The sequence below is a fragment of the Streptomyces sp. NPDC000941 genome (assembly GCF_053599555.1).
In genome coordinates, this window is sequence record NZ_JBSFMM010000259.1 from 1 (window position 1) to 14,956 (window position 14,956).

14 protein-coding genes and 1 pseudogene are annotated in these 14,956 nt (G+C 70.8%); 13 read left to right on the forward strand and 2 right to left on the reverse strand.

Annotated features, from left to right (window positions below; all coding sequences use genetic code 11):
* Positions 1–136: 136 nt before the first annotated feature.
* Complete coding sequence (locus tag ACWDSL_RS46100; protein WP_450494799.1) at positions 137–697, forward strand: HIT family protein; 561 nt, start codon at positions 137–139, stop codon at positions 695–697.
* An 84-nt stretch (positions 698–781) separates the two neighbouring features.
* On the opposite strand, the gene ACWDSL_RS46105 is transcribed toward ACWDSL_RS46100, so the two are convergent.
* Together ACWDSL_RS46105 and ACWDSL_RS46110 are read right to left on the reverse strand one after the other, a co-directional pair.
* Positions 782–2,437 (reverse strand): hypothetical protein, encoded by a 1,656-nt coding sequence (locus ACWDSL_RS46105; RefSeq protein ID WP_450494801.1) that lies wholly within the window; start codon positions 2,435–2,437, stop codon positions 782–784.
* A 184-nt stretch (positions 2,438–2,621) separates the two neighbouring features.
* Entirely contained in the window at positions 2,622–4,823 is a 2,202-nt protein-coding gene (locus tag ACWDSL_RS46110) for an elongation factor G-like protein EF-G2 (protein ID WP_450494802.1), read from the reverse strand.
* 180 nt (positions 4,824–5,003) lie between these two features.
* Here ACWDSL_RS46110 and pgsA point away from each other — a divergent pair, with 180 nt between their 5' ends.
* From pgsA to ACWDSL_RS46170, 12 genes and pseudogenes are all read left to right on the forward strand, one after another.
* Positions 5,004–5,672, forward strand: a complete 669-nt coding sequence (pgsA, locus tag ACWDSL_RS46115; protein WP_398527146.1) for a phosphatidylinositol phosphate synthase — start codon at positions 5,004–5,006, stop codon at positions 5,670–5,672.
* Positions 5,669–6,607 (forward strand): phosphatidylinositol mannoside acyltransferase, encoded by a 939-nt coding sequence (locus ACWDSL_RS46120; protein ID WP_450494804.1) that lies wholly within the window; start codon positions 5,669–5,671, stop codon positions 6,605–6,607. The genes pgsA and ACWDSL_RS46120 overlap by 4 nt, the downstream gene beginning before the upstream one ends.
* Before the next feature lie 10 nt (positions 6,608–6,617).
* Positions 6,618–7,781, forward strand: a complete 1,164-nt coding sequence (locus ACWDSL_RS46125; RefSeq protein WP_450494806.1) for a glycosyltransferase family 4 protein — start codon at positions 6,618–6,620, stop codon at positions 7,779–7,781.
* A 54-nt stretch (positions 7,782–7,835) separates the two neighbouring features.
* Positions 7,836–8,387: a hypothetical protein gene (locus ACWDSL_RS46130; RefSeq protein WP_450494807.1), complete on the forward strand. Its 552-nt coding sequence runs from the start codon at positions 7,836–7,838 to the stop codon at positions 8,385–8,387.
* Positions 8,388–8,543: 156 nt separating this feature from the next.
* On the forward strand, positions 8,544–9,458 hold the full coding sequence (gene pdxS, locus ACWDSL_RS46135) for a pyridoxal 5'-phosphate synthase lyase subunit PdxS (RefSeq protein ID WP_089510404.1): 915 nt from the start codon (positions 8,544–8,546) through the stop codon (positions 9,456–9,458).
* A gap of 102 nt (positions 9,459–9,560) precedes the next feature.
* Entirely contained in the window at positions 9,561–10,142 is a 582-nt protein-coding gene (gene pdxT, locus ACWDSL_RS46140; RefSeq protein WP_450494809.1) for a pyridoxal 5'-phosphate synthase glutaminase subunit PdxT, read from the forward strand.
* A 62-nt stretch (positions 10,143–10,204) separates the two neighbouring features.
* Positions 10,205–10,957: a YebC/PmpR family DNA-binding transcriptional regulator gene (locus ACWDSL_RS46145; protein WP_450494811.1), complete on the forward strand. Its 753-nt coding sequence runs from the start codon at positions 10,205–10,207 to the stop codon at positions 10,955–10,957.
* A gap of 117 nt (positions 10,958–11,074) precedes the next feature.
* Positions 11,075–11,608, forward strand: a complete 534-nt coding sequence (ruvC, locus tag ACWDSL_RS46150) for a crossover junction endodeoxyribonuclease RuvC (protein ID WP_014174997.1) — start codon at positions 11,075–11,077, stop codon at positions 11,606–11,608.
* Positions 11,605–12,219: a Holliday junction branch migration protein RuvA gene (gene ruvA, locus ACWDSL_RS46155; RefSeq protein ID WP_450494812.1), complete on the forward strand. Its 615-nt coding sequence runs from the start codon at positions 11,605–11,607 to the stop codon at positions 12,217–12,219. The genes ruvC and ruvA overlap by 4 nt, the downstream gene beginning before the upstream one ends.
* Positions 12,220–12,333: 114 nt before the next feature.
* Positions 12,334–13,410 (forward strand): Holliday junction branch migration DNA helicase RuvB, encoded by a 1,077-nt coding sequence (ruvB, locus tag ACWDSL_RS46160; RefSeq protein WP_450494814.1) that lies wholly within the window; start codon positions 12,334–12,336, stop codon positions 13,408–13,410.
* Positions 13,411–13,648: 238 nt separating this feature from the next.
* A complete protein-coding gene (gene yajC / locus ACWDSL_RS46165) occupies positions 13,649–14,128 on the forward strand; it encodes a preprotein translocase subunit YajC (RefSeq protein ID WP_450494816.1) in 480 nt (159 codons plus the stop codon).
* Positions 14,129–14,276: 148 nt separating this feature from the next.
* Positions 14,277–14,956: pseudogene (locus ACWDSL_RS46170) on the forward strand (protein translocase subunit SecD); the annotation flags it as partial.

The window sequence follows — 14,956 nt, forward strand, 5'->3', positions numbered from 1 at the left end:
TTTCGGTGTCTACCATGTTGTGTGTGTCAAACTCAGCATTTCCCTATCACCTACGCGGCTCGAGGAGCTGTTTGTTTGGAGGGGCGCCCACTACCGGGGCCGCCCCTCACCGCATCCTGATCAGCCTCGGACGAATATGCTGGCCCGCATGACGAGTGAGCCGGAGCAGCAGATCGGAGTGGGAACGCCCGACGCGTTCCAGCGCCTGTGGACACCCCACCGGATGGCGTACATCCAAGGCGAGAACAAGCCCACCGGGCCGGGTGCCGGGGACGGCTGCCCCTTCTGCTCCATTCCGGAGAAGTCCGATGAGGACGGGCTGATTCTCGCTCGGGGTCGGCATGTCTACGCTGTGCTGAATCTGTACCCGTACAACGGCGGGCACCTCATGGTCGTCCCCTTCCGGCATGTCGCCGACTACACCGAGCTGGACGCCGACGAGACCGTCGAGCTCGCGGAGTTCACCAAGGCCGCCATGGTCGCGCTGCGTACCGCTTCGGGTGCGCACGGTTTCAATATCGGCATGAACCAGGGGTCAGCCGCCGGCGCCGGGATCGCCGCCCATCTGCACCAGCATGTGGTGCCGCGCTGGGGTGGGGACACCAACTTCATGCCCGTGATCGGCAACACCAAGGTGCTGCCGCAACTGCTGGCCGACACCCGCCGGATGCTCGCCGACGCCTGGCCGCAGGCGTAATCTCCGGCCCCCCTACGGCGACGGCCCCGGGCCGACAGCGATGCCGAGGCCCGGGGCCGCCCGCCGCTTACGCGCCGCAGAGCCTTACGCGTCGTAGAGGTCGGCCTTCTTCGGGGCCACGTCCTGGACCTGGCCGCTGAGCGCCAGGGAGCGGTTGCCGAAGCGCTCGGTGTCCACGCCGTGGTTCTTCAGCACGCCGATCGCCGCCTCGTGGACCACCCGCAGCACCGGGGTGGCGGTGCGCAGCGCGTCGTCCGCCATGAAGCGGTGCCGCCAGGGCTTGTCCGCCCAGGCGTGGCGCAGGCCGAACGGCTCGGGCAGGACCAGCTTGCCGCCCAGGTAGTCCAGCAGCGGCGGGTACCAGGTGAAGGGGGCGCGGACGGCCAGCCGCACCACCTCCCTCGCGTTCACCAGCGGCAGCGGTATGGACTTGGTCTCCCAGAACTTGAAGGTCTTGCTGACCGTCTTGGAGGGCGCGGAGGGCTTGGAAGTGAACAGGGGGTGCACCGGCCCCAGCGCATGGCCGGTGACCTCGATCCGCATCGTCTTGTGCAGCAGGGTCACCGTGATCAGCAGGGTGAGCACCAACTGGCCGTCCCAGAGGACGAACTGCACGCCCAGGTAGTGCCGGTCGCCGGAGTTGAACTGCTGCTCGTCGCAGATCCGCTGCAGCTCGACGCCCTTTATCTGGAAGCCTTCCTCCTCCGAAGTGCCGCCGCGCTCCACCGACTTGGCCCCCTCGGTGATCGGCGAGACCACCCAGTGGCGCACGGAGGGGGTGGGGAAGCCTCCGGTGTGCAGCGGGGTGCGCTCCAGCAGCCGCAGCTGGTCATGGATCGCGCGTATCACGTCCCAGCTGCGGAACGGGTCGATCTCCTTGTCGGGGTCGGCCGACACCAGGTCCTCGGCGAGCTGCCAGCTGCCCCAGCGCGTGCCCATGCCGAGTATCCCTTTGGGGCCGGCGTAGAAGACGATATTGCTGTACTGCTCCGCGGTGAGCTTGTGCAGCGCCTTGCGCAGCTCCTCGGCCGAGGTCTGGCCGGGGTGGTTCGGCACGGTCTCGGGGACCTTGGCACCGATCCCGCCGCCCGAGAGGAGGCCGCTCCAGGCCTCCCGGAGGCTCTTGGCCGTGCGCTCGCTGATCTGCTTGGCCACGTACCACCCGATGACGGGGGCGACGACCACGCCGCGCAGATACAGGCCCCAGAACCCGTCGAAGGGGAGCTTGATCAGGAAGATGAGGGTCACCACGGCGAGCGCCGCCATCAAGAGGGTGCCCAGCGCCCCCATCCGCTTGTCCTTGGACCCGGCGATGGTGCGCCGCAGCTGGAAGGCGCCGAGCCACAGCAGTACCCCGGGGAGGAAGAGCAGCCCGAAGATCACCATGACGGCGGTGAGCCGGGCGTCCCGGGTCTTGCGGATGCGGTTGGCCGCCAGGCAGTGCTCGACCACCGTCTGCGGCTCCATGCCGAAGGACTGGATCACCTGGCCGCGGCCGCCGCCGAGCATCCGCATCTGCACCGCGCGCGAGAACGCCTCGCCCAGGTTGGGCTCGAACAGAGAGATCTTCGGTGGCTTGACCTCGGAGGCCGTCCACTCCGAGTTGGCGTCGAGAAGCTTGGCCACCTCGCTGTCGCGGTAGGCGGCCGAGGCGAGCGCCTGCGTCACCTCGGTCTGGCCTGCCGCTCCGGAGAGCGGGATCTGCGCCCCCGGGCTGAAGTCGAATACGTCCGCCGTCACCAACGCCCCCAATACCGCATGCTGCTTGAGCTGCGACCTCAGCGTATCGGGGGTGTGCCGTCCCTGTCGCCAGGGCGTCGCCTCCCTGTGGATAACTACCCACGATCGACCCGGCCGCACCCAACGGACCTGTGGACAGCCGCCCGCCCCAAGCGAGTTGGGGCGGGCGCTCGGCGAAGGTGCCTCAGGCTTCGGCCTGTTCCCGGATACGGTCGGCGACCTGCGTGGGCATCGGTTCGTGCCGGGCGTAGGAGCGGTTGAACCGTCCGGTGCCGTGCGACAGCGATCGCAGGTCGACCGCGTAGCGGCCGATCTCGATCTCCGGGACCTCGGCGCGGATCAGCGTCTGGCCGCCGCCCGACTGCTCGGTGCCCACGACCCGGCCGCGCCGCCCCGACAGATCGCTCATCACCGCGCCGACGTAGTCGTCGGACACCAGCACCGACACCTCGACCACCGGCTCCAGCAGATGGATCCGGGTGTCGGCAGCGGCCTCCCGCAGCGCGAGCGCGCCCGCCGTCTGGAAGGCGGCGTCGGAGGAGTCCACCGAATGCGCCTTGCCGTCCAGCAGGGTCACCCGCACATCGACCAGTGGATAGCCCAAGGCCACCCCCCGCGCCGCCTGTGCGCGTACGCCCTTCTCGACGGACGGGATGAACTGCCGGGGCACCGCCCCGCCCACGACCTTGTCCACGAACTCGATGCCGGAGCCCTCGGGCAGCGGCTCCACCTCGATCTCGCAGATCGCGTACTGTCCGTGCCCGCCCGACTGCTTGACGTGGCGCCCGCGCCCGGCGGACCGGGTCCCGAACGTCTCGCGGAGCGACACCTTGTACGGCACCGCGTCCACCTGTACGCCGTACCGGGAGCGCAGCCGCTCCAGTGCGACGTCCATATGGGCCTCGCCCAGACACCACAGCACCACCTGATGGGTGTCCTGGTTCTGCTCCAGGCGCATCGTCGGGTCTTCGGCGACCAGCCGCCCGAGCCCCTGGGAGAGCTTGTCCTCGTCCGCCTTGCTGTGGGCCCGGATCGCGACGGGCAGCAGCGGGTCGGGCATCTCCCAGGGCTCCATGAGCAGCGGCTGGTCCTTGGCCGAGAGGGTGTCCCCGGTCTCGGCGCGGTTCAGCTTGGCGACGCAGGCCAGATCGCCCGCGATGGCCTGGCTGAGCATGCGCTGCGCCTTGCCGAAGGGCGCGGAGAGGGCGCCGACCCGCTCGTCCACATCGTGGTCCTCATGGCCGCGGTCCTCCAGGCCGTGCCCGGACACATGGACGGTCTCGTCCGGGCGCAGCGTCCCGGAGAAGACCCGCACCAAGGAGATCCGGCCGACGTACGGGTCCGAGGAGGTCTTGACGACCTCGGCGGCCAGCGGGCCCTCGGGGTCGCAGGTCAGCCGCGGGCAGGGCTTGCCCTGCGGGGTGGTGACGGTGGGCGCCTCCCGTTCCAGGGGGGTCGGGAAGCCGCCGGTGATCAGCTCGAGCAGCTCGGTGGTGCCCAGGCCCTGCTTGGATCCCTCGGCGGCGGGCGCGGCGGCCAGCACGGGGTGGAAGGAGCCGCGCGCGACGGCTTTCTCCAGGTCTCCGATGAGCGTCTTGACGTCGATCTCCTCGCCGCCGAGGTAGCGGTCCATGAGGGTTTCGTCCTCGCTCTCGGAGATGATCCCCTCGATGAGCCGGTTGCGCGCCTCCTCGATCAGCGGCAGCTGGTCGGCGGTCGGCGTCGCCTCGGTCCGTACGCCCGTGGCGTAGTCGTACACCTGCTGCGACAGCAGGCCGATCAGCCCCGTCACAGGGGCGTGACCATCCGGTCCTGCCTCGCCGCGCAGTGGCAGATACAGCGGGAGCACCGCGTCGGGGTCATCGCCGCCGAACGTCTGCCGGCACAGCGCGGTCATCTCCTCGAAGGAGGCGCGCGCCGCCTCCAGATGCGTGATGACCAGGGCGCGCGGCATCCCGACCGCCGCGCACTCGTCCCACACCATGCGGGTCGCGCCCGCGATGCCCAGGGCGTCCTGGGACGCCGATACGACGAAGAGGGCCGCGTCCGCTGCCCGCAGACCGGCCCTCAGCTCCCCGACGAAGTCGGCGTACCCCGGGGTATCCAGAAGGTTGACCTTCACCCCGTCCCATTGGACGGGGACGAGGGACAGCTGGACCGAGCGCTGCTGCCGGTGCTCGATCTCGTCGTAGTCGGACAGGCATCCGCCGTCCTCGACTCTGCCCGCCCGGTTGATCGCGCCGGTCGCCAGCGCGAGGGCCTCCACCAGTGTCGTCTTGCCGGAACCACTGTGGCCGACCAGCACCACGTTCCGCACCGAGCCGGGCCGGTCGGCCGTCGCCGCCCTGCCGGCGGCCCCTGATTGCGTGCTCGTTTTGTCGCCCATGTCTCGCCTCCAGGTCGACATCTGCGATACTTCGAGCTTTCCACCGAGGTCATGGTGCGTCCATACGTCGCACATCTGGGCGTCGCCCGATGCGTGCGCGGCGGCCCCTCGGGGCGTGACTACGATGGGCCAGCCGGTGGCCTGTTGACCACCCGGCCCGTTTCGACCCCCGGGAAGGCCATGCTGAACAAGTACGCGCGTGCATTCTTCACGCGTGTTCTCACCCCGTTCGCCGCCCTGCTCATCCGCCTCGGGGTCAGCCCCGACGCGGTGACCCTCGCCGGGACGGGTGGTGTGGTCGCGGGTGCCCTGGTCTTCTACCCGCGGGGTGAGTTCTTCTGGGGCACGGTCGTCATCACCCTCTTCGTCTTCTCGGACCTGGTCGACGGCAATATGGCGCGGCAGCTGGGGCGCTCCAGCCGCTGGGGGGCGTTTCTCGACTCCACGCTCGACCGGGTCGCCGACGGCGCGATCTTCGGCGGTCTGGCGCTGTGGTACGCCGGGCGCGGGGACGACAATGTGCTGTGTGCGGTGACGATCTTCTGCCTGGCCAGCGGTCAGGTGGTGTCGTACACCAAGGCCAGGGGCGAGAGCATCGGGCTGCCGGTCAAGGTCAACGGGCTCGTGGAGCGCGCCGAGCGGCTGGTGATCTCGCTGGTGGCCTGCGGCTTCTCCGGGCTGCACAAGTTCGGTGTGCCGGGTATCGACATTCTGCTGCCGATCGCGCTGTGGATCGTGGCCGTCGGCAGCGCGGTGACCTTGATCCAGCGTGTGGTGACGGTGCGCCGTGAGGCCGCCGAGGCGGACGCGGCGGACCGGGCGGTGGTCCAGGGAGGCGAGACGCGGTGAGCGAGAAGCTGACCGACGCGCTGTACGGGCTCGGCTGGGGCACGGTCAAAAAGCTCCCCGAACCGGTCGCTGTGGCGCTCGGGAAGCGGATCGCCGATCTGGCGTGGAAGCGGCGCGGCAAGGGCGTGCTGCGGCTGGAGGCCAATCTCGCCCGCGTCGTCCCCGATGCCTCGCCGCGGCGCCTGGCCGAGCTGTCCCGGGCCGGGATGCGCTCGTATCTGCGCTACTGGATGGAGTCCTTCCGGCTGCCGGCCTGGAGCGAGCAGCGCGTCCGCGGCGGCTTCGACCCCGAGGGCCTGCACAACCTCACGGACGGTCTGGCGAGCGGCCGCGGGGTGGTGCTGGCGCTGCCGCACCTGGCCAACTGGGACCTGGCCGGGGCCTGGGTCACCACCGAGCTGGGCGTGCCGTTCACCACGGTCGCGGAACGGCTCAAGCCCGAGTCGCTGTACGACCGCTTCGTGGCCTACCGGGAGGGCCTGGGCATGGAGGTGCTGCCGCACACCGGCGGCAGCGCCTTCGGGACGCTGGCGCGGCGGCTGCGGGAGGGCGGTCTGGTGTGCCTGGTCGCGGACCGGGACCTGTCGGCATCCGGTGTTGAGGTGAAGTTCTTCGGCGAGTCGGCCAAGATGCCCGCCGGGCCCGCCATACTGGCGGCAAGGACGGGTGCGCTGCTGCTGCCGGTCACCCTCTGGTACGACGCGTCCCCGGTCATGCGGGGGCGGGTGCATCCGCCCATCGAGGTCCCCTTGATGGGCACCAGCGCGGAGCAGGCCGCGGCCATGACGCAGGAGCTCGCCGACGTGTTGGCCTCCGGGATCGCCGAACATCCGCAGGACTGGCATATGCTCCAGCGGCTGTGGCTGGCGGATCTCGAGCCCCGTCCCGGCGGCGCTCCGGGCGCCGACGACAGCTCCGGAACGGAGAAGCCGTGAGGATCGGGACATGAGGATCGGGATCGTCTGCCCGTACTCGTGGGACGTCCCCGGCGGTGTCCAGTTCCACATCCGTGACCTGGCCGAGCATCTGATCCGGCTGGGGCACGGGGTGTCGGTGCTGGCCCCGGCGGACGACGACACACCGCTGCCGCCGTACGTGGTCTCCGCCGGGCGCGCCGTGCCGGTGCCGTACAACGGCTCGGTCGCGCGGCTCAACTTCGGCTTCCTCTCGGCGGCGCGGGTGCGGCGCTGGCTGCACGACGGCGCGTTCGACGTGATCCACATCCATGAGCCCGCCTCGCCGTCGCTCGGCCTGCTCGCCTGTTGGGCGGCCCAGGGCCCGATCGTCGCGACTTTTCACACCTCGAACCCTCGTTCCCGGGCGATGATCGCCGCGTATCCGATTCTGCAGCCCGCACTGGAGAAGATCAGCGCCCGGATCGCGGTGAGCGAGTACGCGCGGCGGACACTGGTGGAGCATCTGGGCGGGGACGCGGTCGTCATCCCCAACGGCGTCGATGTGCGCTTCTTCGCCGACGCCGAGCCCAAGAGCGAGTGGCAGGGGGAGACGCTCGGGTTCATGGGCCGGATCGACGAGCCCCGGAAGGGTCTGCCGGTCCTGATGCGGGCCCTGCCGAAGATCCTCGCCGCCCGGCCCCGGACACGGCTGCTGGTCGCCGGGCGCGGCGACGAGAAGGAGGCCGTGGCCACGCTGCCCGAGCAGATGCGCGGCCGGGTGGAATTCCTCGGCATGGTCAGCGACGAGGACAAGGCGCGACTGCTGCGCAGCGTGGATGTGTACGTCGCGCCGAACACGGGCGGGGAGAGCTTCGGCATCATCCTCGTCGAGGCCATGTCGGCGGGCGCGCCCGTGCTGGCCAGCGACCTGGACGCGTTCGCGCAGGTGCTGGACGGGGGAGCGGCGGGGCAGCTGTTCGCAAACGAGGACGCGGACGCGCTGGCGCAGGCCGCGATCCGGCTGCTGGACGACCCGGAGCGGCGCGCGGAGCTGCGGGTGCGGGGGAGCCGGCATGTGCGCCGCTTCGACTGGGACACGGTCGGGGCGGACATTCTGGCGGTGTACGAGACGGTGACGGACGGGGCGGCGTCGGTGGCCGCCGATGAGCGCGTCGGACTGCGGGCCCGGCTCGGGCGGCTGGCCAGGGACTAAGAGCGGTCCGGGGTCGGGTGGGGGTTTGGGGCCTAGGCGGTAGCGTGGCGCGGCGTGACCACTTTGATCTGGATCGCGGTTGTATTGGTCCTCGTCGCCGTCTATCTGAGCTGGACCGCCGGGCGTCTTGACCGGCTGCACAGCCGGCTGGACGCGGCGCGGGCGGCGCTCGACGCGCAGCTGCTGCGCCGGGCCTCGGTCGCGCAGGAGCTGGCCACCGCCGGGGTGCTCGATCCGGCGTCCTCGATCGTGCTGTACCAGGCCGCGCACGCGGCGCGGCAGGCGGAGGAGGAGCAGCGCGAGGTCGCCGAGAGCGAGCTGAGCCAGGCGCTGCGCGCGGTGTTCGCGGAGGATGCGCAGGTCGATGTGGTGCGCGAGGCGCCGGGGGGCGAGGCGGCGCTGGGCGAGCTGACGGAGGCCGTGCGGCGGGTGCCGATGGCCCGGCGGTTCCACAATGACGCGGTGCGCGCGGCGCGGGCGCTGCGCCGGCACCGCAAGGTGCGCTGGTTCCGGCTCGCGGGCCATGCGCCGTTCCCGATGGCCTTCGAGATGGACGACGAGCCTCCGGCGGCCTTCGCGCGGCCCGGGTGGGCCGAGGCAGGGTGAGCTGAGATCAGGGGCCGATACCAGGGGCCGACACCGGGCGAGCTGGGGCCACCGGCCTGCGATTGGCCCTTGTCCGGGGAGCACCCGGGCGGCTTTTGTCTATCGAACGGCCCTACGATGGGCTCATCACACATTCATCATCGAGTGAGGTCAAACGTGTCCATCACGCCCGCCAGCACGCCCCAGACCCCGGAGACCGGCACCGCGCGCGTCAAGCGCGGCATGGCCGAGCAGCTCAAGGGCGGCGTGATCATGGACGTCGTCACGCCCGAGGAAGCGAAGATCGCTGAGGACGCGGGCGCCGTCGCGGTCATGGCCCTCGAGCGCGTCCCGGCCGACATCCGCAAGGACGGCGGCGTGGCCCGTATGTCCGACCCGGACATGATCGACGGGATCATCAACGCGGTCTCCATCCCGGTGATGGCCAAGTCCCGGATCGGGCACTTCGTCGAGGCGCAGGTGCTCCAGGCCCTCGGCGTGGACTACATCGACGAGTCCGAGGTCCTGACCCCCGCCGACGAGGTCAACCACAGCGACAAGTGGTCCTTCACCACGCCGTTCGTCTGTGGCGCCACCAACCTGGGCGAGGCGCTGCGCCGTATCGCCGAGGGCGCGGCCATGATCCGTTCGAAGGGTGAGGCCGGCACCGGCAACGTCGTCGAGGCGGTCCGCCACCTGCGTCAGATCAAGGGCGAGATCGCCCGGCTCAAGGGGCTGGACAACCACGAGCTGTACGCCGCGGCCAAGGAGCTGCGCGCCCCGTACGAGCTGGTCGCCGAGGTTGCCGAGCTCGGCAAGCTGCCGGTCGTGCTGTTCTCCGCCGGCGGCGTGGCCACCCCGGCCGACGCCGCGCTGATGCGCCAGCTCGGCGCCGAGGGCGTCTTCGTGGGCTCCGGCATCTTCAAGTCCGGCGACCCGGCCAAGCGCGCCGCCGCGATCGTGAAGGCCACCACCTTCTACGACGACCCCAAGGTCGTCGCGGACGTCTCCCGCAACCTGGGCGAGGCCATGGTCGGCATCAACTGCGACACCCTCCCCGAGGGCGAGCGCTACGCCAACCGCGGCTGGTAAGGGACCGGCTGGTAACTGACCAGCCGGAAACGAACCGACCGCTTGCCGGTGGACGGCCCGCGCGGGCCGTCTGCCTCTTTCCCGCTTGTCCCGAGAGGTTTTATGTCCATCGGAGTGCTCGCCCTTCAGGGCGATGTCCGCGAACACCTCACCGCGCTCGCCGCGGCCGGCGTCGAGGCCCGGCCGGTCCGCCGGGCCGAGGAGCTCGCCGAGGTCCAAGGGCTGGTGATCCCCGGCGGGGAGTCCACCACCATGTCCAAGCTCGCCGTCATCTTCGGGGTGCTGGAGCCGCTGCGGGAGCGGGTGCGTGCCGGGATGCCGGTGTACGGCACCTGCGCGGGCATGATCATGGTCGCGGACAAGATCCTCGACGGCCGGGACGACCAGGAGACCTTCGGCGGCATCGATATGACCGTCCGCCGCAACGCCTTCGGCCGCCAGAACGAGTCCTTCGAGGCCGCGATCGAGGTCGAGGGCATTGAGGGCGGCCCGGTCGAGGGCGTCTTCATCCGGGCGCCGTGGGTCGAGTCCGTGGGCGCGGGGGTCGACGTGCTCGCGACATACGGGGACCACGCTGTCGCCGTGCGGCAGGGGAATGTGCTCGCGACGTCGTTCCACCCCGAACTGACCGGCGATCACCGGGTACACGCGTTGTTCGTGGACATCGTGAGGTCGGCGGGATGACGCCGTCCCGGTAGGATCTCAGGCGTTCGTTCAGCAATGGGTTAAGCGAAGGAGACAGGCGGATGTCCGGCCACTCTAAATGGGCTACGACGAAGCACAAGAAGGCCGTGATCGACGCCAAGCGCGGCAAGCTCTTCGCCAAGCTCATCAAGAACATCGAGGTCGCGGCCCGCACCGGCGGCGCCGACCCCGACGGCAACCCCACTCTCTTCGACGCCATCCAGAAGGCGAAGAAGCAGTCCGTGCCGAACAAGAACATCGACAGCGCGGTCAAGCGCGGCGCGGGGCTCGAGGCGGGTGGCGCCGAGTACGAGACGATCATGTACGAGGGTTACGGGCCGAACGGTGTCGCCGTGCTCATCGAGTGCCTGACCGACAACCGCAACCGCGCCGCCTCCGACGTGCGCGTTGCCATGACGCGCAACGGCGGGTCCATGGCGGACCCGGGTTCGGTTTCGTACCTGTTCAACCGCAAGGGCGTGGTGATCGTCCCCAAGGGCGAGCTGGCCGAGGACGACGTGCTGGGCGCGGTGCTGGACGCGGGCGCCGAGGAGGTCAACGACCTCGGCGAGTCCTTCGAGGTGATCAGCGAGGCCACCGATCTGGTCGCGGTCCGTACCGCGCTCCAGAAGGAGGGCATCGACTACGACTCGGCCGAGGCGAACTTCGTGCCCACCATGCAGGTCCAGCTGGAGGAGGAGGGGGCGCGGAAGATCTTCAAGCTGATCGACGCGCTGGAGGACAGCGACGACGTGCAGAACGTCTTCGCCAACTTCGACGTCACCGACGAGGTCATGGCCAAGGTGGACGCCTGAGGCGACACCAGCGGCACACGGGTCGGCGGGGACACCCACCCCACCGGCCCGTCGCTGTCAGTCGCTCCCGCTAGTCTGCCGAGCAGGTGATCGAAAGCGGCGATGGGGAGGGGCGCGGTGCGGGTGCTGGGCGTGGACCCGGGGCTGACCCGGTGCGGTGTCGGCGTGGTCGACGGGGTCGCGGGCCGACCGCTGCGGATGATCGGGGTCGGCGTCATACGGACTCCGGCGGACGCCCCGATCGGCGATCGCCTCGTCGAGATCGAGCGCGGCCTGGAGGAGTGGCTGGAGGCCCACCGGCCCGAAGTCGTGGCGGTGGAGCGGGTGTTCAGCCAGCATAATGTGCAGACCGTCATGGGCACCGCCCAGGCGAGCGCGGTCGCGATGCTCTGCGCCGCCCGCCGTGGGCTGCCGGTCGCGCTGCACACGCCAAGCGAGGTCAAGGCGGCCGTGACCGGGTCGGGGCGCGCCGACAAGGCGCAGGTCGGCTCGATGGTCACCCGGCTGCTGCGGCTCGACGCCCCACCGAAACCCGCCGACGCCGCCGACGCGCTGGCGCTCGCCATCTGCCACATCTGGCGGGCGCCCGCGATGAACCGGCTCCAGCAGGCCGTCGCCGCCCACCGCACCACGAAAGGCCGTATTTCATGATCGCGTTCGTTTCCGGCCCGGTCGCGGCCGTCGGCCCGGACACCGCCGTCGTCGAGGTCGGCGGGATCGGCATGGCCGTCCAGTGCGCTCCGAACACGCTGTCCGGGCTGCGCGTCGGCCAGCCCGCCCGGCTGGCCACCTCCCTCGTGGTCCGCGAGGACTCGCTCACCCTCTACGGCTTCGCGGACGACGACGAGCGCCAGGTCTTCGAGCTGCTGCAGACCGCCAGCGGGGTCGGCCCCAGGCTCGCCCAGGCCATGCTGGCCGTCCACTCGCCCGACGCGCTGCGGCTCGCCGTCGCCACCGGCGACGAGAAATCGCTGACCGCCGTCCCCGGCATCGGCAAGAAGGGCGCGCAGCGGCTGCTGCTGGAGCTGAAGGACCGGCTCGGCGAGCCGGTGGGCCGCCCCGGCGGGCCGGCCGCCCCCGCGCCGGGCTGGAGCGATCAGCTGCACACCGCCCTCGTCGGCCTCGGATACGCGCCGAGGGAGGCCGAGGACGCGGTCGCGGCCGTCACCCCGCAGGCCGAGGCGGCCGTGGCCGCGGGCGGCAGCCCGCAGGTGGCGCAGCTGCTGCGGGCCGCCCTGCAGACCCTGAACCGGGCCCGCTGACCGCGGGCCGCCCCGCAGACACTGCCCCCGGCCCGGCGACCGCCCCGTGCGCCCGGCCGCACTGCCCGATACGACGCCGCACTGCCCGATACGACATCGCGAGGCGAGACTTTCGTGAACTGGGACGAGACCGCACCGGCCACCGCCGACGACGCCGGCACCGGCCGGCTGGTGGGCGCCGACGCCGACGGCGAGGACCAGGCGGTCGAGGCCGCGCTGCGCCCCAAGGACCTGGGCGAGTTCGTCGGCCAGGAGCGGGTCCGCGAGCAGCTTGACCTGGTCCTCAAGGCGGCCCGGCAGCGCGGCGCGACGGCCGACCATGTGCTGCTTTCCGGCGCGCCCGGCCTCGGCAAGACCACCCTGTCGATGATCATCGCCGCCGAGATGGGCGCCCCCATCCGGATCACCTCGGGCCCCGCCATCCAGCACGCCGGCGACCTCGCCGCGATCCTGTCCTCGCTCGCCGAGGGCGAGGTGCTGTTCCTCGACGAGATCCACCGCATGTCGCGGCCCGCCGAGGAGATGCTGTACATGGCGATGGAGGACTTCCGCGTCGATGTGATCGTCGGCAAGGGCCCCGGCGCCACCGCCATCCCCCTGGAGCTGCCGCCGTTCACCCTGGTCGGCGCCACCACCCGGGCCGGGCTGCTGCCGCCCCCGCTGCGTGACCGCTTCGGCTTCACCGGCCATATGGAGTTCTACGCGCCCGCCGAGCTGGAGCGCGTCATCCACCGCTCCGCCGGGCTGCTGGACGTCGTCATCGAGGCGGCGGGCGCGGGCGAGATCGCAGGGCGCTCCCGCGGCACCCCGCGTATCGCCAACCGGCTGCTGCGCCGGGTGCGGGACTATGCCCAGGTCAAGGCGGACGGCGTGGTCACCCGCGAGATCGCGGCCCGCGCCCTGGCTGTGTACGACGTGGACGGCCGCGGCCTGGACCGGCTGGACCGCGCGGTGCTGACCGCCCTGCTCAAGCTGTTCGGCGGCGGCCCGGTCGGGCTGTCGACTTTGGCGGTCGCGGTGGGGGAGGAGCGGGAGACGGTCGAGGAGGTCGCCGAGCCCTTCCTGGTGCGTGAGGGGCTGCTGGCCCGTACGCCCAGGGGCCGGATCGCCACGCCCGCGGCCTGGACCCACCTGGGGCTGACCCCGCCGCAGCAGGGCGGCGCGGCCCAGCGGGGACTTTTTGAGGGATGAAAGGGGTTAAAGGGCTGAGGAGGCTCGAGAGGGAGAGCTGAGCGGCCTGAGACGGCTGATAGCCGATTATGGTCGGGTGAGGAACCCACATACCGCGCCGGGCGTTGTTCCATAGGCGCGGGCTCGCTTAGACTCCGCCGATGCCGTTCGTATGCCGTCCGTGACCGGTGCGGCATGACCACCCCATAGTCCAGGCCGCGTCCCCGCGGTCGTGTGAAGGAATTTCCGTCCCGTGTATATGACTCTCCTGCCGTTCATCGTGCTCATCGGGGCCATGTTCCTGATGACCCGGTCGGCCAAGAACAAGCAGCGCCAGGCCGCGAACATGCGTGACCAGATGGGGCCGGGCACCGGTGTGCGGACCATCGGCGGTATGTACGCCACGGTCAAGGAGGTCCACGAGGACGCGGTCCTCCTCGAGGTCGCTCCCGGCGTGCACGCCTTCTACGCGAAGAACGCGGTGGGAGCCGTCCTCGACGACGCCGAGTACAACCGGATCGTGCACGGGATCGACCCCGAAGACACCGACGACGCTGCCGACGCTGCCGACGACACCCCTGTCGTCCCCGACGACGCCTCCTCGCTCACCGAGGCCGAGGGCGAGACGGCCGACACCGAGGCGGCGGACGAGGACAAGAAGACCGACCTCAGCAAGCCGTCGGCCGCGGCCGACGCGCCGAAGGAGGACAAGCGGGACGACGACGCCGACGCCAAGTAGTACCGCTCCGGGAACCGTGGCGCGCCACCGCTCGGCGCGCCGCGGTTCCCGGACGGTCTAGGCTCCGGCGGGGGTTCGTCCCACAAGACTTCGTGGCCGTCCGGCGCACACCCGATGCCGGGCGGTTGGACAGGGAGATTACGAGAAGGTGGCAGCACCGAAGAAGGGCCGCAGGTCCTCCGGGTCACAGGGCAGGCCCGGGCGCGCCCTGGTCGCGATCCTGGTAGCCATCGTGGCGCTCACCGCGGGGATGTTCATCTCCGGTCACACCAAGCCACGGCTGGGCATCGACCTGGCGGGCGGCACCAGCTTCACGCTGGAGGCCAAGAACCAACCGGGCAAGCCCAACGCGATCAACTCGGACAACATGAACACCGCCGTCAACATCATCGAGCGGCGGGTCAACGGTCTGGGTGTGTCCGAGGCCGAGGTCCAGACGCAGGGCGACAAGCACATCATCGTGAACATCCCCAAGGGGATGGATGCGAAACAGGCCCGTACGCAGGTCGGCACCACCGCCCAGCTCTACTTCCGCCCGGTGGTGACCTACACCGACGGCAAGAAGACCAAGCCCACCGCCAGCCCCACGCCGACCGCGACCGGCACGGGCAAGAGCAACAACAAGGGCGACGACAAGGGCAAGGCGTCGTCCACCCCGACGGCCACGGCCACCTCGGGCGCGACTGGTACCCCGAGTGGGTCCAGTGCCTCGAGCAGCAGCCAGGGGCGGGCCGTCTCCGAGGGCCTGAAGGCCGACAAGACGCCCAGCGCCTCGGAGAGCCCCAGCGCCTCCAGCAGCCCCAAGGCGAGCGAGACGCCCAAGGCGAC